General features: G+C 66.5%; 24 protein-coding genes and 1 other RNA gene. 11 read left to right on the plus strand and 14 right to left on the minus strand.

The features are described 5' to 3' along the window. Positions 1 to 112: 112 nt before the first annotated feature. Positions 113 to 2,110 (minus strand): bifunctional DedA family/phosphatase PAP2 family protein, encoded by a 1,998-nt coding sequence (locus D7Y61_RS17570; protein WP_180868152.1) that lies wholly within the window; start codon positions 2,108 to 2,110, stop codon positions 113 to 115. 85 nt (positions 2,111 to 2,195) lie between these two features. Between D7Y61_RS17570 and D7Y61_RS17575 the strand changes: the two genes are divergently transcribed. From D7Y61_RS17575 to D7Y61_RS17585, 3 genes are all read left to right on the plus strand, one after another. Further along, entirely contained in the window at positions 2,196 to 2,858 is a 663-nt protein-coding gene (locus tag D7Y61_RS17575) for a serine/threonine-protein kinase (protein ID WP_180868154.1), read from the plus strand. 14 nt (positions 2,859 to 2,872) lie between these two features. Continuing rightward, on the plus strand, positions 2,873 to 3,361 hold the full coding sequence (locus D7Y61_RS17580) for a DUF2867 domain-containing protein (protein ID WP_430543718.1): 489 nt from the start codon (positions 2,873 to 2,875) through the stop codon (positions 3,359 to 3,361). A gap of 157 nt (positions 3,362 to 3,518) precedes the next feature. Further along, entirely contained in the window at positions 3,519 to 3,881 is a 363-nt protein-coding gene (locus D7Y61_RS17585; RefSeq protein ID WP_071228176.1) for a DUF4288 domain-containing protein, read from the plus strand. A gap of 45 nt (positions 3,882 to 3,926) precedes the next feature. Here D7Y61_RS17585 and D7Y61_RS17590 read toward each other — a convergent pair whose 3' ends face one another. Beyond that, a complete protein-coding gene (locus D7Y61_RS17590; RefSeq protein ID WP_180868157.1) occupies positions 3,927 to 4,610 on the minus strand; it encodes a hypothetical protein in 684 nt (227 codons plus the stop codon). A 108-nt stretch (positions 4,611 to 4,718) separates the two neighbouring features. Between D7Y61_RS17590 and D7Y61_RS17595 the strand changes: the two genes are divergently transcribed. The 3 genes from D7Y61_RS17595 (at position 4,719) to D7Y61_RS17605 (ending at position 7,727) form a co-directional block, all read left to right on the plus strand. Next, positions 4,719 to 5,537, plus strand: a complete 819-nt coding sequence (locus D7Y61_RS17595) for an SDR family oxidoreductase (RefSeq protein WP_071228178.1) — start codon at positions 4,719 to 4,721, stop codon at positions 5,535 to 5,537. A 92-nt stretch (positions 5,538 to 5,629) separates the two neighbouring features. Then, a complete protein-coding gene (locus D7Y61_RS17600; RefSeq protein WP_180868159.1) occupies positions 5,630 to 6,622 on the plus strand; it encodes a YiiG family protein in 993 nt (330 codons plus the stop codon). 154 nt (positions 6,623 to 6,776) lie between these two features. Beyond that, on the plus strand, positions 6,777 to 7,727 hold the full coding sequence (locus D7Y61_RS17605) for a YiiG family protein (protein ID WP_258010413.1): 951 nt from the start codon (positions 6,777 to 6,779) through the stop codon (positions 7,725 to 7,727). 68 nt (positions 7,728 to 7,795) lie between these two features. Here the strand turns inward: D7Y61_RS17605 and D7Y61_RS17610 are convergent, their stop codons facing one another. After that, complete coding sequence (locus D7Y61_RS17610; RefSeq protein ID WP_180868161.1) at positions 7,796 to 8,668, minus strand: ion transporter; 873 nt, start codon at positions 8,666 to 8,668, stop codon at positions 7,796 to 7,798. A 63-nt stretch (positions 8,669 to 8,731) separates the two neighbouring features. Here D7Y61_RS17610 and D7Y61_RS17615 point away from each other — a divergent pair, with 63 nt between their 5' ends. Continuing rightward, complete coding sequence (locus tag D7Y61_RS17615) at positions 8,732 to 9,958, plus strand: acetylornithine transaminase (protein WP_006467246.1); 1,227 nt, start codon at positions 8,732 to 8,734, stop codon at positions 9,956 to 9,958. Positions 9,959 to 10,011: 53 nt separating this feature from the next. Here the strand turns inward: D7Y61_RS17615 and D7Y61_RS17620 are convergent, their stop codons facing one another. Then, positions 10,012 to 10,614, minus strand: coding sequence for an HAD-IA family hydrolase (locus tag D7Y61_RS17620; protein ID WP_180868163.1), 603 nt, complete (start codon positions 10,612 to 10,614; stop codon positions 10,012 to 10,014). Between the two features lie 123 nt (positions 10,615 to 10,737). On the opposite strand from D7Y61_RS17620, the gene azu reads away from it, so the two are divergent. After that, positions 10,738 to 11,187 (plus strand): azurin, encoded by a 450-nt coding sequence (azu, locus tag D7Y61_RS17625; protein ID WP_180868165.1) that lies wholly within the window; start codon positions 10,738 to 10,740, stop codon positions 11,185 to 11,187. Between the two features lie 106 nt (positions 11,188 to 11,293). On the opposite strand, the gene hemL is transcribed toward azu, so the two are convergent. Beyond that, positions 11,294 to 12,583, minus strand: coding sequence for a glutamate-1-semialdehyde 2,1-aminomutase (hemL, locus tag D7Y61_RS17630; RefSeq protein ID WP_180868166.1), 1,290 nt, complete (start codon positions 12,581 to 12,583; stop codon positions 11,294 to 11,296). 16 nt (positions 12,584 to 12,599) lie between these two features. Next, a complete protein-coding gene (gene thiE, locus D7Y61_RS17635) occupies positions 12,600 to 13,226 on the minus strand; it encodes a thiamine phosphate synthase (protein WP_180868168.1) in 627 nt (208 codons plus the stop codon). Between the two features lie 34 nt (positions 13,227 to 13,260). Between thiE and D7Y61_RS17640 the strand changes: the two genes are divergently transcribed. Next, a complete protein-coding gene (locus D7Y61_RS17640; protein WP_014038358.1) occupies positions 13,261 to 13,485 on the plus strand; it encodes a rubredoxin in 225 nt (74 codons plus the stop codon). Positions 13,486 to 13,532: 47 nt separating this feature from the next. Here the strand turns inward: D7Y61_RS17640 and D7Y61_RS17645 are convergent, their stop codons facing one another. The 8 genes from D7Y61_RS17645 to D7Y61_RS17680 all read right to left on the minus strand — a co-directional run bounded on the left by D7Y61_RS17645 (position 13,533) and on the right by D7Y61_RS17680 (position 17,680). Then, positions 13,533 to 14,378, minus strand: coding sequence for a SirB1 family protein (locus D7Y61_RS17645; protein WP_049400716.1), 846 nt, complete (start codon positions 14,376 to 14,378; stop codon positions 13,533 to 13,535). 144 nt (positions 14,379 to 14,522) lie between these two features. After that, on the minus strand, positions 14,523 to 14,966 hold the full coding sequence (locus tag D7Y61_RS17650) for a DUF192 domain-containing protein (RefSeq protein WP_049421686.1): 444 nt from the start codon (positions 14,964 to 14,966) through the stop codon (positions 14,523 to 14,525). Between the two features lie 21 nt (positions 14,967 to 14,987). After that, entirely contained in the window at positions 14,988 to 15,635 is a 648-nt protein-coding gene (gene rpiA / locus D7Y61_RS17655; protein WP_180868170.1) for a ribose-5-phosphate isomerase RpiA, read from the minus strand. Positions 15,636 to 15,658: 23 nt separating this feature from the next. Next, positions 15,659 to 16,138 carry an EVE domain-containing protein gene (locus D7Y61_RS17660; RefSeq protein WP_180868176.1) on the minus strand — a complete coding sequence of 160 codons (480 nt, stop codon included), beginning with the start codon at positions 16,136 to 16,138 and terminating at the stop codon, positions 15,659 to 15,661. Next, positions 16,135 to 16,728 carry a 5-formyltetrahydrofolate cyclo-ligase gene (locus tag D7Y61_RS17665; RefSeq protein WP_180868178.1) on the minus strand — a complete coding sequence of 198 codons (594 nt, stop codon included), beginning with the start codon at positions 16,726 to 16,728 and terminating at the stop codon, positions 16,135 to 16,137. The genes D7Y61_RS17660 and D7Y61_RS17665 overlap by 4 nt, the downstream gene beginning before the upstream one ends. An 84-nt stretch (positions 16,729 to 16,812) precedes the next feature. Beyond that, positions 16,813 to 16,998: non-coding RNA, 6S RNA (gene ssrS / locus D7Y61_RS17670), on the minus strand. A gap of 167 nt (positions 16,999 to 17,165) precedes the next feature. Continuing rightward, entirely contained in the window at positions 17,166 to 17,462 is a 297-nt protein-coding gene (locus D7Y61_RS17675) for a cell division protein ZapA (protein ID WP_005410899.1), read from the minus strand. Further along, positions 17,459 to 17,680, minus strand: a complete 222-nt coding sequence (locus D7Y61_RS17680) for a TIGR02449 family protein (protein ID WP_005410898.1) — start codon at positions 17,678 to 17,680, stop codon at positions 17,459 to 17,461. Before D7Y61_RS17680 ends, D7Y61_RS17675 begins: the two co-directional genes overlap by 4 nt. Positions 17,681 to 17,834: 154 nt before the next feature. Here D7Y61_RS17680 and D7Y61_RS17685 point away from each other — a divergent pair, with 154 nt between their 5' ends. Both D7Y61_RS17685 and D7Y61_RS17690 read left to right on the plus strand, forming a co-directional pair. Continuing rightward, positions 17,835 to 18,383, plus strand: a complete 549-nt coding sequence (locus D7Y61_RS17685) for a YecA family protein (protein WP_180868179.1) — start codon at positions 17,835 to 17,837, stop codon at positions 18,381 to 18,383. 5 nt (positions 18,384 to 18,388) lie between these two features. Continuing rightward, positions 18,389 to 19,711: an aminopeptidase P N-terminal domain-containing protein gene (locus D7Y61_RS17690; RefSeq protein WP_180868182.1), complete on the plus strand. Its 1,323-nt coding sequence runs from the start codon at positions 18,389 to 18,391 to the stop codon at positions 19,709 to 19,711. Positions 19,712 to 19,720: the final 9 nt, after the last annotated feature.

Consider the following 19,720-nt stretch of genomic DNA (forward strand, 5'->3'; position numbering starts at 1 on the left):
GCATGGCGTGGATCTACTGAAGAGCCGAGCCTATGCTCGGCTTGATGGATCCCGCGAAGGGCAGCCGAGCATGGGCTCGGCTCTACAGTGGGTGGCCGCGCACCGGTACCGGTCAGGGCGTGGTGGTCTTCAGCCGGAGCACCGGTAGCCCGGTTTCGCTGTGCACATCCTCACGTTGCGGCAGGTCCTGCACGGCGTCCTTCACCGCGTTCAACGCCGGGTCGACGCCACGCAGCGGGTGCCACATGCCGATCCACTCGAAGTGGCGCTCGTAGCGCAGCGTCTGCGCGCTACCCAGCCACAGCGGTGTGTTGCCCGGCTGCAGTTCTGCAGGCGCCGGCCACAGCCGCAGCACATAACGCTCATTGGGCTGCGCACCCTGGCGCACCATCAGCAGGGCTTCAACGCGCGTATCCAGTGTTGCCGGCAGCACCGGCAGCTCCTCAGCGCCGGTGTTCTTGTCCAACATCAGCAGCGCCTGCTGCCAGCCGGCCTGCTCCTGCCGCTTCCAGCCGCGGGCTTCCAGCTGCGCCTGCAGCGGCGCCAGCGGGCCCGCCACCTGCACGTCCAGCGGCCAGCGCTGGTCGTCGTCGAACTCGTTGCGGCGCGCCGGCAGCGTGGCCCAGTCGTGCTGCCACCAGGCTTGCGCATCCATCGCCTGCGGTGCCGGCAGGGTCGGCTCGAACCGCTCCAGCTTCACCGGGATGTTGCGCGGCGCGTACCACATCGCCGCCACGGCGAAGACGCCGTAGAACAGCCAGGCCACCGGCTTCACCCAGAACGAGCGGTTGAAGCGGCGGCGGTAGGCGATGCCCAGCACCAGCAGCCAGAACGTGCCGAACAGCATGCCGCCGATCACATCGCTCAGCCAATGCGCACCCAGGTACAGGCGCGAGAAGCCGATCAGGCTGACCACGATGCCCGACACCAGGTAGGGCCAGACGCGGGTGCGACCCGGCATCTCGCGGGCGATCAGCACCGCGAAGAAACCGAAGGTGATGGTGGCCATGGTCACCGACACCGACGGGAAGCCAAAGCCGCTGCTGGCGTCGACCGGGCGCACCACATCCACGGTGGCACCGAGCAGCATGGTCAGCGCCAGACCGAAGGCGAGGGCGGCCAGCCAATGTGCGGCCGCCATCCAGCGTCGGCGCCAGATCAGGTAGCCCATCGCTGCAGCGGTGGCCGGCAGCAGTACCTGCCAGGCGCCCAGCGACGCCAACGCGGCCATCGGGTAATCGGCCAGCGGATTGCGCAGCGCCAGCATGGCCTGGTGCACCAGCAAGTCGATCGCCAACGGTTCGCCATGGGCGACCACCACAGTCAGCAGCGCGAACCAGCCCCAGCCCAGCACCAGCAGCATCAGCGCCAGCATCGCCAGCGGCACGGACTCACGCCGCTTCGGGTCCAGCACGCCAACGGTGTAGCGGCCCAGCGTCGGGTGACGGTTGGACCAATCCAGCAGGCGCGCCAGCCAGTTGTCCATGCGCGCGGCCGACCAGCGATAGCCGTACAGAACGATGGCCCAGACCAGGCCGAGGATCACCGCCAGCAGGCCGACCACCACCACCAGACGCCCGGCCACCGCCGCGACTGCGTCGTAAGCTTCGCCAAGAATCCAGCCCGGCGCCAGGAACAGCACCGCCCAGGAGATGCTGGCGATGCCGCTGGCCTGCACGTAACGGCTGGCGGGCATCTTCATCATGCCGGCGATGGCCGGCACGAACGGTCGGATCGCGCCGACGTAGCGTGCGATCAGGATGCTCTTGAAGGCATTGCGACGGAACAGGTTCTCGCCGCGGTCGAGCAGCTGCGGGTAGCGGCTGAACGGCCACACGCCGCGCAGGCGGTCACCCCAGCGGCGGCCGATCCAGTAACTGATACCGTCGCCGGCAAATGCGCCCAGGGCTGCAGCCGCCACCGCGTACGGCCCGGAGATCTGGCCCAGGCCGATGAACACGCCCACCGCGAACAGCAGCGGCAGCGCCGGCACGATGGCGCCAAGAATGATCACCGCATCGCAGAAGGCGATGAGGAAGATAACGGCACCCGCCAACACGGGGTGAGCGGCAATCCACGCGAGCGTGGCGTCGATCCATGAAGAGTCCATTGCCCGATTATAGGGGCGTGAAGGTGACTGGTTCCCAGCCGCTTCGTGACCGTTTGCAACCGGCGCCTTCGCCTAGAATGGCCCCATGCCGCATACGCCAGACGCTCCATCGCACGCTTTGAAGGCCGACAGCTTCGGCCAGATCCTTCTTGTGAAAGGGCCCGATGGCCCCTTCGTGCGCCGTGATCTGGGCGCCACGCCGCTGTGGCTGCGGCTGCCGGCCTGGTGGCTGGCCCGCCGCGAAGCACGCGCGCTGCGCCACATCCACGGCATGGCCGATGTGCCGCAGCTGCTGGCGTGGGATGGCCGTCACCTCGACCGCAGCTTCATGGCCGGCGATGCCATGTACCAGCGCCCGCCGCGTGACGATCTGGCCTGGTTCCGCTCGGCGCGTCGGCTGCTGCAGCAGCTGCATCGGTATGGCGTGGCCCACAACGATCTGGCCAAGGAAGCCAACTGGCTGGTCACCGAAGACGGCCGCCCGGCGCTGATCGACTTCCAGCTGGCGGTGATCGGCAACCCGCGCTCGCGCTGGATGCGGCTGCTGGCCCGCGAGGACCTGCGCCACCTGCTCAAGCACAAGCGCATGTACTGCCGTGAATCGCTCACCCCGGTGGAGAAGCGCGTGCTCAAGCGCACCTCGTGGGTGCGCGAACTGTGGTTTGCCACCGGCAAGCCGGTCTATCGCTTCGTGACCCGCCGCATCCTGCATTGGGAAGACAACGAAGGGCAGGGGCCGAAGCCGTGAGCAGTGCGTCCGTCGTGAGCAGGCCGCCAACTGCCTGCAGTGTGCTGCGTGCGCAATTGCCCGGTGCCGACTTCGTGCACGCCTGCCAGGCGACGACTTGTCGCGATGGGCGCTCGGCCCTGCAGGCCTACCGCGATATGGCCGCGACCATTCCCGGCTGGTTCGATGGGCTGATGGCGCTGCGCAACCACGGCATGCGCCTGCTCGGCATGAAGCACCTGGGCTCGTTGCGGGCGGTGCAGGTTGTTGCGGATCCTCAACCCGGCCAGCGGCTGGGCATCTTCACCCTGCAGTCGCTGGACGACGATGCCATCGTGCTGGAAGACGACGACCGCCACCTGCGCGTGCAGCTGGCGCTGCAGTGGCAGGGCGACGTGCTGGAAGTGGCGACGGTGGTGCATACGCACAACGCGTTCGGGCGCGTGTACATGCTGCCGGTTGCGCCCGTGCATCGGCTGATCGTGCCGCATCTGCTGGAGAAGCAGGTGCGGTTGTACCGGTAGATCCAGGCCATGCGTGGATGTGGTTTGTGATCCGTGGGCTGCTTAACGGCTAAACGGCTCATTGCCAAGTGCCGCATAAATGTGGATTCCGCTGGCAGCAGAAGGCTCGCGACATCCAAACCAGGGACAACCCGCAAAAGAATCATTGAGGTGATGCATGTGGTATTGCGCACACGCCATTTTCTACTACGAGAGTCCAGGACAGGGGGCGTTCCGGGTGCATGAGAACGTGTATCTGATCAGTGCCGACAACGATGAACACGCTCTTGAGAATGCAGAAGCGCTTGCTTCCGGGTATGAGGATCTGACCGGTCGCCTGGTGGGTGAAGACGGTAGGCCTTCCCTCTATCGATTCGCCGGAATTCGCAAGCTGATATCAGTGGCGAGTGATGAGGACACTGCCGAGGGACGCCTGCACTCGGGTGTGGAGGTCACGTACTCCGTCATGGCGGTGGATACGTTGGACCAGGTGAAGCGGCTTGCCCGTGGTGATGGCGTGGCAGTGCTGTACCAGGAATAGAAATGTAGAGCCGAGCCATGCTCGGCTCTATAGGGGGCCGTGGCCTTACGGCGTCGCCGGCACCACCTGCTGGCCGATGAAGTTGCGCTTGGCATCGAAGTCATAGGCGATCTGCAGCTGCCCCACGTCCGGGCAGGCGTGGCAGTCGCGCAGCGGCGTGCGGTACAGCAGGCGGATGCCGCCGTTATCCAATGGCGAAGCGCCGGCCGACTGTGCCGGCGCGAACGGCGTGGCCTGCGGGCTGGCTTTCAGCAGTTCCTGCACGGTCGGGTCGGCACGCAGGGTGTCGTCCAACTGCACGGCATCCACGTCGATGCGCTTGCCGCTGGCATCGACCAGTCGCGTGCCCTCATTGGTATTGGCGCGGAAAGGATACTCAATCGTGGCAATGCCCAGCCCTTCGTTCTCGTGCCAGGCGGTCACATAGGCCAGCTCACCGCCGCTGGACAACTGCTCAGCGGCAGTGATGGCATCGGCACTGGCGCCTCCGGCGCGCATCGCGTCGCGAAGGCAGTCACGGGTGGCCGCATTCTCGCCCTGGCGGCAGGCGTTGAGGTCGCCATCCCAGACCACCGCCTCGCTCCAGCGCATCTTGCCGTCGGCGGCGGCCTTCTCCGCGCTGGGCGCGTCACCGGCGGGCGGCTCCTTTCCGGGTTCCGGCGAACGGCCCTGGCAGGCGGTCAGCAGGGCAAGCCCCAGGGCAGGCAGCAACAGGCGGGAACGGCGCATGGCGTGGACCTCGTGCGTTGTCTGGAGGCCCAAGTATCGTCAAGGGCGGGTGAACTCCGCGTCGGCGCGGCATACTAGCGGCTCATTGCATACGCTGGAGTGTGGAACGTGGGCAGTCTGCAGGGCAAAACGCTTTTCATCACTGGTGCCTCGCGCGGCATCGGCCTGGCCATCGCACTGCGCGCTGCGCGCGACGGCGCCAATGTGGCCATTGCAGCCAAGTCGTCGGTGCCGAATCCGAAGCTGCCGGGCACCATCCATACCGCAGCCGAAGCGGTAACGGCAGCCGGTGGCCAGGGCCTGGCCCTGAAGTGCGACATCCGCGAGGAAGAGCAGGTGCAGGCGGCGGTGGCGGCCACGGTCGATACCTTCGGTGGCATCGACATCCTGATCAACAACGCCAGCGCGATCTGGTTGCGCGGCACGCTGGATACGCCGATGAAGCGTTTCGACCTGATGCAGCAGGTCAATTCGCGCGGCAGCTTCCTGTGCGCGCAGGCCTGCCTGCCGTACCTGCTGCAGGCGCCGAACCCGCATATCCTGACTCTGGCGCCGCCGCCGAGCCTGGAGCCGAAGTGGTGGGCACCGCACACCGGCTACACGTTGGCGAAGATGGGCATGAGCTTCGTCACCCTGGGCCTGGCCGCGGAATTCGGTCCGCAGGGCGTAGCGGTGAATGCGCTGTGGCCGCGCACGGTGATCGCCACCGATGCGATCAACATGATTCCGGGCGTGGATGCGGCTGGCTGCCGTACGCCGCAGATCATGGCTGATGCCGCACATGCGGTGCTGGTGCGTGAAGCGGCCGGCTTCCACGGCCAGTTCCTGATCGACGATGAGGTGCTGGCACAGGCCGGTATCACCGATCTTTCCGGATACGCGGTGGATCCGTCGCGGCCGTTGCTGCCAGACCTGTTTCTGGACTGAGTGCTGCGTTGAACCCGGGCCGAGGGCTGCGGCTGTCGGCCTGCTGCGCTAGAATGTCCAGATGTAATCGTTTTCAACAAGGATGTGAGCACATGACACGTACGCTTTCCATCGCGGCACTGGCCGCTTCGCTGTCGTTGATCCTGACCGCCTGCGGCGGCGAGTCGCCCGCAACGACGGGTGACACTGGCCCGTCCACCAAGCCGGACACCGGCGCGACGCTGTCCGACGCGCAGCAGCAGTTGACCGCCAAACTCAATGCCTACATCGAGTGCTTCAACGCACTCGATTCGAAGACCCACCGCAGCATCGAGTCGTACACGCGCTGGATCAAGGACGTCGATGCCGGCCCGACCGGGCACGAGACGCAGGTGTACGGGCCGTCGGAGATCAGCGATTACGACATGAAGCGCTGCGACGCCCCAGTGACCGAGGCGATCGCTGCCAAGCCGGCACTGGCCGATCTCGATGCCGCCGCAGGCCGCTATCAGCAGTCGCTGAAGGCACTGGTGCCGGTCAGCAAGGACGCGCACGACTACTACGACCGGCAGGACCATGAGGACGACCAGTTCGCCAGGGGCAAGCAGATGCACGCGCCCTTGATGGCTGCGTTCAAGGAGTTCGTGGTTGCCAGCGAAACGTTCAATGCCGAGCTGGAGCGTCAGAACGACGCGGCCCAGCGCGAGCAGCTCAAGGTGCTGGAACAGGCCGAGGGGCGCACGCGCGAGTACTACCGCCTGGCGATGATGCTGGAAGCGAAGGCGATCGTGGATCTGATGAGCGAGGACGATTTTGATCCGGCCAAGGCCCGTGAACGACTGGATGCGTTCAACCGCATTTCCGACGAAGCGCATGCGAAGGTGGCTGATCAGGAGCCGGGCAAGCTGGACTGGAACAGCTTCGAGCGTGAAGCCGAGAACTTCCGACGGGAGGGCAAGGAGCGACTGCAGCGGGTCAGCAGCAAGACGCCCTACAGCGATTTCGAGCGGCGCATGCTGGACTCGCCTTCGATGGCCCCGCGTGGTTCGGCCAGCAAGCTGATGCAGGAGTACAACACGCTGGTCTTCCAGAGCAACCGCCAGTAACTGCAGCGTCCATCGCGTCATTTGCGTCGCAATCGAACAGGTCGATTGCGACGCTTCGCACACTCCGGAACGGAGGGGCCTTCCCGATACCGCCGCCGTGGGTGTTTGCGTCACGCGCGAGGATGCCTACCGCTTCTCTCTGCAAGGAATCGATTTGAACGCTTCTGCACGCCTGCTTCCCCTTCTGCTGCTCGGCACGCTGGCCGGTATGGCCGGTTGCGACAAGGCGCCGGGACCGGCGGCAGCCGATCCCGGGCTGGCGAAGATCAACGCCTACATCGAGTGCTACAACGGCGTTGAACAGCCCATCCACGAAGGTTTCCAGACCTACACCGGCTGGATGAAGGATCCCGAAGCGGGTCCGACCGGCAAGGAAGCGCAGCCGCGCTCACCGGGCAAGGTGCTGTCGCACCGCGTGGAATACTGCGGCCAGGCGCTGACCGATGCGCTGGCAAAGACCCCGTCTACTGCGCTGGATGCACCGGCGCGCGACTACCAGCAGGCCTTCCAGTCGCTGTACGCGCTGATCGAACGCGCCGACGGCTACATCACCCGAGAAGACTATCGCCGCGATGGCGGTGAGGGCTTGCGCAGCCAGCACGCGCCGTTGATGCAGGCCTATGCCGGGTTCTTCAAGGCCAGTGAGGCACTGGATGCGGCACTGGAGAAGAACGAGAACGATCGTCGCGCGGCACAGCTGAAGCAGATCGAGGAGAGCGAGGGTCGTTCGCTGGCCTATTACCACCTGCGCCTGCTGGGTGATGGCAAGCAGCTGGCCATGGCATTCCAGGGCGACGCACCGGACCTGGCAGCGTTGCGCACGCAGCTGGCCGACTACCAGGCGCTGGTGACGGAAATCCAGAATTCCGGCGTGGGCAAGGACGATCCGATGTGGGGCCACGTGCAGCGTTCAGCAGACAAGCTGGTGCGCACGGCCGGGCGCGGTGTGGAGCGTCTGGAGCAGGGCAAGCCGATCACCGCCGAAGGGCTGGCTGCCGAGCGCAAGGCCTCCGGCAGCTGGGACACCTCGGCCCCGGAAGGCGCGCAATCCACCCTGCTGGACGCCTACAACGATCTGGTGTCCACCAGCAACCGCCTGCGCTGAGTGACGGCAGTCCTCCCCGCACGGCGTGGATCCACCAGGGTAGTGCCGGCCGCTGGCCGGCATGCGCCTCAATGGTTGAACGGATCCGGTAGCTGGCCGCCACATTTGCGGCAATGCCGTGCATCCGGCTCGTGGCCTTCCAGCCCGCAATGCGGGCAGCCGCGGGCATCGCGGCGAGCCGCCAGTTCGGCTTCGCGCATGGTGCTGGCCAGTTCGGCGGTGTAGATGCCGGTGGGCACGGCGATGATGCTGTAACCGATCAGGATCAGCACCGACGTGACGAAGCGGCCGAGCACGGTCTGCGGCACGATGTCGCCGAAGCCGACCGTGGCCATGGTCACCACCGCCCAGTACATGCTGGCCGGGATATTGGTGAAGCCGTGTTCCGGGCCTTCGATCACGTACATCAGCGCACCGGCGATGATGGTGATGGTGATCACTGTGAACAGGAACACCAGCACCTTGCGCCGGCTGCGCCACAGTGACGTCATCAATACGCCGCTTTCCTCGATGTAGCGGGTCAGCTTGAGGATGCGGAACACGCGCAGGATGCGCAGCGCGCGCACCACCAGCAGGCTCTGCGCGCCGGGGATGAACATCGACAGGTAGGCGGGCAGGATCGACAGCAGGTCGATGATGCCCCAGATGCTCACTGCGTAACGCAGCGGGCGCTTGACCACCGCCAGACGCAGCAGGTACTCGGCGGTGAAGATGATCGTGAAGCCCCATTCCAGGATGTACAGGCCGGTGGACCACTCGGCATGCAGGTGCTGCACGCTGTCGATCATCACCACCAGAATGCTGGCGACGATCGCCACCACCAGGATCAGGTCGAAATTGCGCGAGGGCCGCGAGTCGTGCCGGTAGATGATGTCGAACCACCGACGGCGCCAGCCGGTCTCGGTGGCGGGGTTCAGCTGGGGGGCGGAAAACGGTCGCATGGGCGCATTGTGCCGCAGGGGTTCCGGCGCGAGAATGGGGGTTCCTGAATCCTGCCGACTGCCATGACCGCCGCGACCGATCCGCTGATCTCCCTTTCGCACTATTACCTGCCGGTCTACAAGCCCCGCCAGGTGGTACTGGAACGAGGCCAGGGCGCCCGCGTGTGGGACAGCCAGGGCCGTGAGTTCATCGACCTGGCCGCCGGCATCGCCGTGTGTGGCCTGGGCCACAACGACCCGGACCTGGTCGCCGCGCTGGTCGAGCAGGCCGGCAAGCTCTGGCACACCAGCAACGTGTTCTACAGCGCGCCGCCGCTGCATCTGGCCGAGGAGCTGGTGAAGGCCAGCCGCTTCGCCGAGCGCGTGTTCCTGTGCAATTCCGGCGCCGAAGCCAACGAAGTGGCGATCAAGATGGTCCGCAAGTGGGCCTCCAGCCAGGGTCGCCCGGCCGACAAGCGGGTGATCATCACCTTCCGTGGCAGCTTCCACGGCCGCACCATGGGCGCGGTGACCGCCACCGCCCAGCCGAAGTACCAGGAAGGCTACGAGCCGCTGCCCGGTGGCTTCCGCTACATCGATTTCAACGATGAGGTGCAGCTGGAAACCGCGATGGCCGCCGGCGACGTGGCCGCAGTGATGCTGGAGCCGATCCAGGGCGAGGGCGGCGTGATGCCGGCCAAGTCCGGTTTCCTCAAGCGCGTGCGCGAACTGTGCGACCAGCACAACGCACTGCTGGTGCTGGATGAAATCCAGGCCGGCATGGGCCGCACCGGCACGCTGTTCGCGCACTGGCAGGACGATGTGGTACCGGACATGGTCACCCTGGCCAAAGCGCTGGGTGGTGGCTTCCCGATCGGTGCGATGCTGGCCGGCCCGAAGGTGGCCGAAACCATGCAGTTCGGCGCACACGGCACTACCTTCGGCGGCAACCCGCTGGCTGCTGCGGTGGCCCGCGTGGCACTGCGCAAGCTGGCCTCGGCGGAGATCGCCGCCAACGTCAGCCGCCAGTCGAAGGCGCTGCGCGATGGCTTCGCCCGCATCAACGACGAGTTCGGTGTGTTCAGCGACGTGCGTGGCCGTGGCCTGATGCTGGGCGCGGTGCTGAGCAAGGACTTCGCCGGCCAGGCCGGTGCGATCCTCGACCACGCCGCCGAGCAGGGCCTGCTGACCCTGCAGGCCGGTCCGGACGTGCTGCGCTTCGTGCCATCGCTGAACATCACCGACGAAGAAGTGGCCGAAGGCCTCAAGCGCCTGCGCGCAGCGATTGCTGCGTTCATCGCCGCGCGCTGACGCCGCGGCGCTGGGATCGGATCCCTCTCCTGCGGAGAGGGCTCTGACCCCGATCAGCTCACCGCGTAACGCTTCAACACCTTGCCCAATCCCCGGCCATCGCGCACGGTTTCCGCGTGCAGGCCGGCGGCGCGTGCGCCGCGCACATTGGCGAACAGGTCATCGACGAACAGCGTGCGCGCAGGTGCCACGCCGAGTACCTCAAGCGTGCGCAGGAATACCGCAGGCGCCGGTTTGCGCAGGCCGAAATCCGCGCTGCAGAACACGCGGTCCTGCAGGGCAGGGAACAGTTCCGGTAGCAGGGTGGGCAAGGCCTGTTGCATCAGCGCGCCGTTGTTGGTCAGCACTGCCATCGGCAACTGCAGGGCCTGCAGCCGCTGCAACAAGGCAGCCTGCGGATGGCTGGCGGCCCGCCGCGCCGCGGTCCAAGCAGTCACATCGACCGTCGTGCCTAGAAGCTCTCCCAGCTGCGCCAGATAGGCCGGGCCATCCAGCGTGCCATTGTCATGTGCCGCTTCCAGCCCGCTGTCGTACAGCGCGGCCTGCACGGTTTCCGGCTTGACATCCAGCGCCTGCGCAAGGTGCAACACGCGCTGAGCGCGCTGGTACTGCACCAGCACGCCGTCCATATCCAGCAGCAACAGGTCGATCCGCATCGGCCGAGCATGCCATTGCGGTAAGTGCGCGGGAAACCCTGGAGTGGGCATGCGACAGACGGTCGCAGACGCGGTGGCAGTGGCCTGCCTAGAATGGCGCTTGAACCTGCAGGAGACGCAACGATGAAGGCTTGGATGGTGGCAGTGGGACTGGGTGCGCTGATGCTGGCGCCGTCGGCGATGGCGCGCGTGTGCGCGGTGAGCATCGACAGCACCGACCAGATGAGCTTCAGCAGCCGCGAGATCAAGGTCGCCGCCGACTGCACCGCCGTGGACCTGACCCTGCGCCACACCGGCAAGCTGGCCGCTACTGCCATGGGCCACAACTGGGTGCTGACCCGCAGTGCCGATTACCAGCCGGTGGCGTTGGCGGGCATGCGCATGACTCTGGCCGACAGCTACCTGCCGAAGGCCGACAAGCGCGTGCTGGCGCACACCAAGGTGATCGGTGGCGGCGAGAGCACGCGTCTGCGCTTCTCCACCCAGGGCCTGCAGAAGGGCGGCGACTACACCTTCTTCTGCTCGTTCCCCGGCCACTTCGCGATGATGAAGGGCAAGTTCGTCTTCGGTTGATGCCGTTTGTAGCGTCGAGCCATGCTCGACTGCTCTGTGCCAACCAAGGTTGGCACCTACCAGATGCGGCAGTGCCAACCAAGGTTGGCACCTACCGGGCGTGGGCTCAGCCCTTGGCAGCCTTGAAGGCGACGCGCGCAGCGGTCAGCGTGGCTTCGATCACCGCATCGTCGTGTGCGCTGGACAGGAAGCCCGCTTCGTATGCCGACGGTGCCAGGAATACACCTTGGTCCAGCATGGCGTGGAAGAAGCGGTTGAACGCCGGGATGTCACAGGCAGTGGCCTGCGCATAGGTCTCCACCTTCTCGCTGGTGAAGAACAGACCGAACATGGCACCCACCTGGGTTGTTGACACGGCCACGCCGGCGTCGGCGGCGGCCGCTTCCAGGCCGGCACACAGGCGCGCGGTACGCTCGGCGAGGTTGGCGTGGAAGCCTGGCTGCTGGATCAGTTCCAGCATCGCCAGGCCGGCGGCCATTGCCACCGGATTGCCGCTCAGCGTACCGGCCTGGTAGATCGGGCCGGCCGGTGCGATCTGCTGCATCAGCTCGCGGCGACCGCCGTAGGCGCCCACCGGCATACCGCCGCCGATGATCTTGCCGAAGGTGGTCAGGTCCGGCGTGATGCCGTAGTGCGCCTGCGCGCCGCCGAGGGCGACGCGGAAGCCGGTCATCACTTCGTCGAAGATCAACAGCGCACCATGCTTCGTGCACAGTTCACGCAGGTGCTGCAGGTAGCCTTCGCGCGGCGGGATGCAGTTGGCGTTGCCCACCACCGGCTCGATGATCAGGCCGGCGATGTCTTCGCCCTGCTGTTCGAACAGCGCGGTGGCAGCTTCGAAATCGTTGTAGGGCAGGGTCAGGGTCAGTTCACTCAGGCCGGCCGGCACGCCCGGCGAGGTCGGCACGCCCAGGGTCAGCATGCCGCTGCCAGCCTTGACCAGGAACGAGTCGCCGTGGCCGTGGTAGCAGCCTTCGAACTTGACGATGCGGTTGCGACCGGTCGCACCGCGCGCCAGGCGGATCGCGGACAACGTGGCTTCGGTGCCGGAGTTGACCATGCGCACCATTTCGCACGACGGCACCAGCCGGGTGATGGTCTCGGCCATGGTCACTTCGGCCGCGCACGGTGCGCCGAAGGACAGGCCGTTGTCGATCGCCCGCTTCACCGCCTGGCGCACCGCCGGGTGGTTGTGGCCGACGATCATCGGGCCCCAGGAACCGACGTAGTCGATGTAGCGGTTGCCGTCGACGTCGTACAGGTAGGCGCCGTCGGCGCGCTCGACGAAGAACGGCTCGCCGCCGACCGACTTGAACGCACGTACCGGCGAATTGACGCCGCCCGGCAGCAGCTGCTGGGCACGGGAGAACAGGGCGTGGGACTGGTCGTGGTTCATGGGGCTTTCCTGGGCATTACGCGAACTGGGCGAGGTAGGCGCGCTGGGACGCGACCGGGTCCGGTGCGGCATAAATACCGCTGACCACGGCCACCAGATCGGCGCCGGCGTCGATGATGGGGCCGACATTGTCCGGCGTCAGCCCGCCGATCGCCACCCGCGGCACGCCCAGTGCGGCGCTTTGCCGCAGCAGGTCGGTATGGGCGCGGCTGCTGGTGACCTTGGTGGTGGTCGGGAAGAACGCGCCGAAGGCCACGTAGCTGGCGCCTGCGGCCACGGCCTTTTCGGCGTTGGCCAGCTGGTCGTAGCAGGAGGCGCCGATGATGGCTTCAGGGCCGAGCAGGGCGCGCGCGCTGGGAATGTCACCGTCGGTGCCGCCCAGATGCACGCCGGCCGCGCCCACGGCCTGGGCCAGCGCCGGGTTGTCATTGATGATCAACGGAACGCCGTAGTGCGCACACAGCGCCTGCAACGCGATCGCCTGCTCCTGCCGCAGCGCATCGCTGGCGGTCTTGTTGCGGTACTGCAGCCAGGTGGCGCCGGCGGCCAGCAGCGGCGCGGTACGGGCCAGCAGGCGTGCGGTATCAGGCTCGTCCGGGGTGATCAGGTAGACGCCGCAGGGCGCCGGGGAAGCAGAAGTCATCGATGGCTACCGGTGCGTGGGCCGCGATGGGACAATGGCGGCCCGTGAATCCAGCCCCGATTATCCGATGAGCGACGCCACCCCCACCACCCTGCGAACCTGGATGTGCGTGGTCTGCGGCTTCCTGTACAGCGAAGCGGAAGGTCTGCCGGAAGAGGGCATCGCGCCTGGCACGCGCTGGGAGGACATCCCCGAGACCTGGACCTGCCCGGATTGCGGGGTGACCAAGGCCGATTTCGAGATGGTCGAGGTCGATTGACCGGACTTTCCTGTGGGTGTGGACCGTTGGTCCGCACACCGACTCCCTCAATGCAACCGCGGCACCGGCCCGCCGAGGTCGATCAGCTTCTCGCGCAGCCACTGCGCATCACTGGCCTCGGGATTGCGCTTCAGGTACTGCCCCAGGTCATGGCGGGCACCGGCCAGGTACTCCAGCTGCAGGTAGGCCAGGCCGCGGTCGCGCAGCGCGTCGTCCTGCTCCGGGGCCAGCTTCAGCAGGCGGTCGGCACTGCGCGCGGCGCGGTCCCACTCGCCGGCTTCGGCATAGACACCATGCAGATTGCGCAGCATGCGCATGAGGATCGCGCGCGCCGGGGCCGGGTCGAGGATCTGCGCCAGCACCTGGTCGTCCGGCATCTGCCCACCCAGGTGTGACTTGGCACGTTCGCGCAGTTCGTCCACGTCCAGCGGGCGGCCGCCATTGAACGGGTCCATCACCAGCACGCCGTCGTCCACCGGCAGGCGCACCAGGAAGTGGCCGGGGAAGGACACGCCGTCCAGCGGGATTCCCAGCCGGCGCGCGACTTCCATCTGCACCAGCGCCAGCGAGATCGGGTTGCCCAGGCGGCGCTCGAATACCTGGTTGAGGTAGCTGTTGCGCGGATCGTAGTACTCGTCGTGGTCGCCGCTGTAGCCCAGCTCGTCGAACAGATGGCGATTGATCGCTGCCATCTTCAATGGGCTGTTGTCGATGCTGTCCACTTCCGAACGGAGGTGGTCGACATGGCTCTGGATCAGCGCGTCGTAGGTGGACGGCTGCAGATCGGGGTATTCATCGCGCGCGATCAGCAGCGCGGTCGGCAACAGTGGCAGCGCCTCGTCTTCGAGGTCGGCCAGTGCATCCCAGTCGGGGAGTGAGATCTGGTCCTGCATGACCACAGACTGGCGGCAATTGCAGGCGGTTTCAAGCGGTGTCGCGTGAAAAATCCGGAGGTCAGATCCCWTTMGCGTGCGAAAGGGATCTGACCCCTGCAGGGTTGCCGGCCAGCGGCCGGCACTACCGCGGGCAGAACCCTGTTACTCGATGCCTGGGCCGAATTTCAGCTCCGTGCCGTCCTTCAGCTTGAGCTTCTCGGCCTGACCGGCGTTGAGCTCCAGCACATAGCGCGCCGGTCCACCGCTGGGGTAGGGCGGGCACATGTCGCCGGCCGAGCACGGCGGCACATCGCGCTGCTGGCTGACCAGCTTGCGCTGGCTGTCGAAGTACAGGATGTCCAGCGCAAGCTTGGTGTTCTTCATCCAGTACGCCTGCATTTCCTCGCGGTCGTGGATGAACAGCATGCCGTGGTCGGCGGCCATCTGGTCGCGGAACATCAACCCGCGCGCGCGGGTTTCATCGTTGGTGGCCAGCTCGACCTGGTAGCGGGCGCCATCCAGCTCGACCCAATGGCGGGCCGCGTCGGTGGCGCAGCCGGCCAGGGCCAGCAGCGGAAGCATCAGCAGCGAACGCAACAGCGACATCGTCAGGATCCTTCGAAAAGGTCAGAGCACGACCGGCGGCTCGCCACCGACGATCACCACATCGGCGCGACGGCGCGCGAACAGGCCGACGCAGACCACGCCCGGCAGCTGGTTGAGCTCGCGCTCCAGCTTTTCCGGATCGGTGATCTGCAGGTTGTGGATGTCCAGGATCTGGTTGCCGTTGTCGGTGACCACGCCTTCGCGCCAGGTCGGCTGGCCGCCGGTCATGTCGCGGATCTGGCGGGCGACCAGGCTGCGCGCCATCGGGATCACTTCCACCGGCAGCGGGAACTTGCCCAGCACCGGCACCTGCTTGCTCGGGTCGACGATGCAGATGAAGCGCTCGCTGGCCTCGGCGATGATCTTCTCGCGGGTCAGCGCGGCACCGCCGCCCTTGATCAGGCACTTGTTGCCGTCGCACTCATCGGCGCCGTCCACGTACAGCGACAGGTTGCCGCTGTGGTTCAGCTCGATCACATCGATGCCGTGCTGCTTCAGGCGCGCGGTGCTCTGCTCGGAGCTGGACACGGCGCCCTTGATGCGGTGCTGGATGCGGGCCAGGGCATCGATGAAATAGGCCACGGTGGAACCGGTGCCGACACCGACGATCATGCCGTCTTCAACGTACTCGATGGCTTTCTCGGCGGCCAGGCGCTTGGCTTCGGACATGGGAAGAACTCTCAGGCAGGGAATCAGGATTTCTTTTCCAGCGACAGCAACAGCTTCCACTGCGCAGCGGTCACCGGGAACACCGACAGGCGGTTGCCCTTGGCAACCAGCGGGAAGCCCTCGCCGAGCTCGTCGGCGTGCAGCTTGATCTCGTCCAGCGCGATCACCTGCTTGAGCTTGCGGTCGAAGCCTACGTCCACCAGCATCCAGCGCGGGTTCTCGCGCGTGCTCTTGGGGTCGTGGTAGTCGGATTTCGGGTCGAACTGGGTGTCGTCCGGGTAGGCCGTGCTGGCCACCGTGGCCAGGCCGACGATGCCCGGCACCTTGGTATTGGAGTGGTAGAACAGGATGCCGTCGCCCACCTGCATGCCATCGCGCATGAAGTTGCGCGCCTGGTAGTTGCGCACCCCGTTCCAGGGCTCGACCTTGACCTTGGCCAGGTCATCGATGGAGAAGGCGTCCGGTTCGGACTTCATCAGCCAGTAGCGCTTGCGGGCGGTCATGCGTTCACGGGGGCAGCGGAGGGGAACAGGGTGCCGTCTTCGGTGCAGATCGCATCCACCGGCACGTCCCACGACGCCACCGGCAAGGACTCGACCTGCTGCACCGCGAACGCAGCACCGACCAGCCAGGGCGGCGCCGGCCGATCATGGCGGAAGGCGAAGCTGCGATCATACCAGCCGCCCCCCATGCCCAGCCGCCGGCACTGCGTGTCGAAACCCACCAGCGGGGTCACCACCAGCGCCATCTGCGCCGGTTCCAGGGTGTCTTCCATCGCCACGTCCGGCTCGGGAATGCCGTAGCGGTTGCTGGTCAGCGGCTGCCCGGGCCGCCACGGTGCGAAGCGCAGCACGTCGCCGGCCAGCACCGGAAGGCAGTAGGTGAGTCCTTCGGGCAGCTGCAGCTGCCAGCGGTGCAGGGCGATTTCGCCATCCAGCGCCCAGTAGCCGGCCACGGCGCCTTCGCGCGGGGCGAACGGCAGGTTCATCAGGGCATCGGCGAGGGATTCGGCGGCGGCGATGCGCTCAGCGGCGGAAAGGTCGCGGCGGCGTTGCCGCAGGTCGTGGCGCAGGGCCTGGCGCGGATCGGTCATGGCAGCGTGCGGCAAGGATCAGCCGTCATTGTGCCGGAAAGAACAAGGGCGACGCCCGAAGACGCCGCCCTTGCTTGGAATATTGCATTCTCCGCAATGTCGATGCATGCGAAACGACCTTGAACCCGGGGGCTCAAGTGGGAACGCTGGAGAACCATCGGGCTTCCCGCTACAAGGCGGACCTGCACTCCCGGCGCTGTCGCGCTCCCGGTGTCGTTCTTAAGGGACAAGGCGAATGTTTGCACATGCCGTCGAGTACCGCAGAGAACGCGTGGCCATTATAGCCAGCGAGCAGAATCTGGATAGGCCGTTCGTCGGCAACAGTCCGTGCCAATTCAGATATGAGAAAAGGGGACGGAGAAAAGGGGACGGAGGGGATTAAGACGTTTCCGGCACGGAAGGGGCGAATGCGCCTTAATTCCCTCCGTCCCCTTTTTCTACGGGGTGCCGTCGATGGCGCGGTCCAGGCGCCGGTTCAGGTCGGCCAGCGTCTGCTGCAGGGCCACCGCCTGGCGCGCGTTCTCGTCGCGCAGCAGCTGCAGTTCGTGGGCCAGGTTCAGCGCGGCCAGTACGGCGACACGGTCGACCGCGGCCATGCGGTTGCTGCCGCGGATTTCGCGCATGCGCGCATCCAGCAGGCGCGCGGCGGCCATCAGGCTGTCGCGCTCGTCGCCGCCGACGCCCACGGTGTATTCACGATCAAGGATGCGGACACTGACCGGTTCGGCGCTCATGTGTGCTGCTCCAGGGATTTGAGCCGGCTGATCATTGCTTCCACCCGCGAGCGTGCCTGCTCGTTCTTGGCCAGCAGCGTCGAACGCTCGGCCACCAGCTGTTCCTGCTGGTGGCGCAGGCTGCGGTTTTCCTCGGCCAGGCGCTGGTTGCGTTCAAGCAACGCTTCCACGCGGGCGGCGAAGTCCTGCAGCTGGGCAAGGGGGTCAGCGGGTTCCATACGGGCACGATAGGCAAGCCGGGCAAGGGCGGTCAAGCGTTGTCGCAGCAAGGCTGGACAGCTGCGGAGAGGATGCCGTCGGGTTGCTACACTACCGGGTCTCACGGGCGCGCGCGTGCGCGTCCCGGGTTTCCTTATCCGAACGAGCCGCACGATGACCGAACTTCCCTCCGTCGACGACGTTACCCGCGCCAGCCACGAACTGGGCCTGGGCGCCACCGCTGCCGAGCTGCACGGTGCGCTGTGCGGCTGGCTGGCCGCCGGCGGCGCCCCCGGCAACGACTGGCCGGCGCGGGTGCTGGCTGACGACAACCTGCCGCCGGTGGCCGCCGACAGCGTGCTGGGGCAGCTGCTGCAGGTCACCATCAAGCAGCTGGAAGACCGCGACTTCGCCTTCGAGCTGCTGCTGACCGATACCGACGACGTGTCCGCACAGGCCGACGCCATGTTCAGCTGGACCCGCTCGTTCCTGGGCGGCTTTGGTCTGGGCAGCGGTGGTCGCCGCCCGGCCCTGTCCGAAGAGGGCGAAGAAGCGCTGACCGACATGGCCAGCCTGGCCCGTGCCTCCAGCGAGGATTTCGAGGCCGGTGGCGACGATGACGACGAAGCCCTGTCGGAGATCGAGGAATTCATCCGCGTGGCAGTACTGCTGCTGCACGGCGACGTGGTGCTGGCCTCGCGCCATCGGCAGCGCTTGAACTGATGGACATCAAGCAGCGCACCGGCATCGCGGCCGGCGAATACAAGCGTCGTCGCCGCCAGCTGATGGACATGGCCGGCGAGGACGCGATCCTGGTACTGCCGGCCGCGGCCGAGAAGGTGCGCAGCCTCGATACCCATTATCCGTTCCGGCAGGATTCGGACTTCCAGTACCTGAGCGGTTTCCCGGAACCGGAAGCAGTGCTGGTGCTGATTCCGGGCCGCCGCCACGGCGAGGCCATCCTGTTCTGCCGCGAGCGCGATGCCGAGCGCGAGGCCTGGGACGGCAGTCGCGCCGGGCAGGAAGGGGCAGTGGCGCAGTACGGCATGGACGATGCCTACCCGATCGATGATCTGGACGATATCCTGCCAGGCCTGCTGGAAGGGCGCTCGCGCGTTTACTACCACTTCGGCCGCGATGCCGATTTCGACCTCAAGCTGATCGGTTGGGTCAACCGCGTGCGCTCGCAGGTGCGCCACGGCGCACAGCCACCGCATGAGTTCCTGGAACTGGGGCACCTGCTGCACGAGCAGCGCCTGTTCAAATCAGGTGCAGAAGTGGCGCTGATGCACCACGCCGCGCAGATCAGCGTGCGTGCGCATCTGGCCGCGATGAAGGCCGCCAGGGCGGGCATCCACGAGTACGAACTGCAGGCGGAACTGGAGCGCGTGTTCCGCGCCAACGACGCAGTGCCAGCCTATTGCAGCATCGTCGGTGCCGGCCGCAACGGCTGCATCCTGCATTACCGCGACAACAACGCACGTTCGCGTGATGGCGAACTGGTGCTGATCGATGCCGGTGCCGAATACCGCGGCTATGCCAGTGACATCACCCGTACGTTCCCGGTGAACGGCCGCTTCAGTGCCGAACAACGCGCGCTGTATGACCTGGTCGGCGAGGCGCAGGCTGCGGCGCTGGCCCAGGCCCAGCCGGGCGTGCCATACGAGGCCGGTCACCTCGCGGCGGTGCAGACCCTGACCGAGGGCCTGCTGCGGCTGGGCCTGCTGAAGGGCACGCTGGAAAAGAACCTGTCCGAAGGCCTGTACCAGCGTTTCTACCGGCACAAGACCGGGCACTGGATCGGCATGGATGTACACGATGTGGGCGATTACCGCCTGGCCGGCGATTCGCGCCTGCTGGAGCCGGGCATGGCGTTCACCATCGAGCCGGGGCTCTACGTCGGCGTGGACGACACGACCGTGGAGCCGCGCTGGCGCGGTATCGGCATCCGTACCGAGGACGATGTGCTGATCACCGACGAGGGCCATCGGGTGCTGACCGAGGGCCTGGCGCGCAGCGCCGACGAGATCGAAGCGGTGATGGCGGAGTAGGGGGGGCGG

It is taken from the genome of Stenotrophomonas maltophilia (genome assembly GCF_013464485.1).
GTDB lineage: Bacteria > Pseudomonadota > Gammaproteobacteria > Xanthomonadales > Xanthomonadaceae > Stenotrophomonas > Stenotrophomonas maltophilia_AW.

What these genes read in the sequence shown, in the direction of transcription:
- D7Y61_RS17575 (WP_180868154.1), top strand. Translation starts at nt 2,196, where the DNA reads ATGCCGCATACGCCAGACGCTCCATCGCACGCTTTGAAGGCCGACAGC.
- D7Y61_RS17685 (WP_180868179.1), top strand. Translation starts at nt 17,835, where the DNA reads ATGACCGAACTTCCCTCCGTCGACGACGTTACCCGCGCCAGCCACGAA.
- D7Y61_RS17620 (WP_180868163.1), bottom strand. Translation starts at nt 10,614, where the DNA reads ATGCGGATCGACCTGTTGCTGCTGGATATGGACGGCGTGCTGGTGCAG.
- D7Y61_RS17680 (WP_005410898.1), bottom strand. Translation starts at nt 17,680, where the DNA reads ATGGAACCCGCTGACCCCCTTGCCCAGCTGCAGGACTTCGCCGCCCGC.
- thiE (WP_180868168.1), bottom strand. Translation starts at nt 13,226, where the DNA reads ATGACTTCTGCTTCCCCGGCGCCCTGCGGCGTCTACCTGATCACCCCG.
- D7Y61_RS17610 (WP_180868161.1), bottom strand. Translation starts at nt 8,668, where the DNA reads ATGCGACCGTTTTCCGCCCCCCAGCTGAACCCCGCCACCGAGACCGGC.
- D7Y61_RS17590 (WP_180868157.1), bottom strand. Translation starts at nt 4,610, where the DNA reads ATGCGCCGTTCCCGCCTGTTGCTGCCTGCCCTGGGGCTTGCCCTGCTG.
- D7Y61_RS17570 (WP_180868152.1), bottom strand. Translation starts at nt 2,110, where the DNA reads ATGGACTCTTCATGGATCGACGCCACGCTCGCGTGGATTGCCGCTCAC.
- D7Y61_RS17675 (WP_005410899.1), bottom strand. Translation starts at nt 17,462, where the DNA reads ATGAGCGCCGAACCGGTCAGTGTCCGCATCCTTGATCGTGAATACACC.
- hemL (WP_180868166.1), bottom strand. Translation starts at nt 12,583, where the DNA reads ATGAACCACGACCAGTCCCACGCCCTGTTCTCCCGTGCCCAGCAGCTG.
- D7Y61_RS17665 (WP_180868178.1), bottom strand. Translation starts at nt 16,728, where the DNA reads ATGACCGATCCGCGCCAGGCCCTGCGCCACGACCTGCGGCAACGCCGC.
- D7Y61_RS17660 (WP_180868176.1), bottom strand. Translation starts at nt 16,138, where the DNA reads ATGACCGCCCGCAAGCGCTACTGGCTGATGAAGTCCGAACCGGACGCC.
- D7Y61_RS17650 (WP_049421686.1), bottom strand. Translation starts at nt 14,966, where the DNA reads ATGTCGCTGTTGCGTTCGCTGCTGATGCTTCCGCTGCTGGCCCTGGCC.
- D7Y61_RS17600 (WP_180868159.1), top strand. Translation starts at nt 5,630, where the DNA reads ATGACACGTACGCTTTCCATCGCGGCACTGGCCGCTTCGCTGTCGTTG.
- azu (WP_180868165.1), top strand. Translation starts at nt 10,738, where the DNA reads ATGAAGGCTTGGATGGTGGCAGTGGGACTGGGTGCGCTGATGCTGGCG.
- D7Y61_RS17640 (WP_014038358.1), top strand. Translation starts at nt 13,261, where the DNA reads ATGGCGGCCCGTGAATCCAGCCCCGATTATCCGATGAGCGACGCCACC.
- rpiA (WP_180868170.1), bottom strand. Translation starts at nt 15,635, where the DNA reads ATGTCCGAAGCCAAGCGCCTGGCCGCCGAGAAAGCCATCGAGTACGTT.
- D7Y61_RS17585 (WP_071228176.1), top strand. Translation starts at nt 3,519, where the DNA reads ATGTGGTATTGCGCACACGCCATTTTCTACTACGAGAGTCCAGGACAG.
- D7Y61_RS17645 (WP_049400716.1), bottom strand. Translation starts at nt 14,378, where the DNA reads ATGCAGGACCAGATCTCACTCCCCGACTGGGATGCACTGGCCGACCTC.
- D7Y61_RS17615 (WP_006467246.1), top strand. Translation starts at nt 8,732, where the DNA reads ATGACCGCCGCGACCGATCCGCTGATCTCCCTTTCGCACTATTACCTG.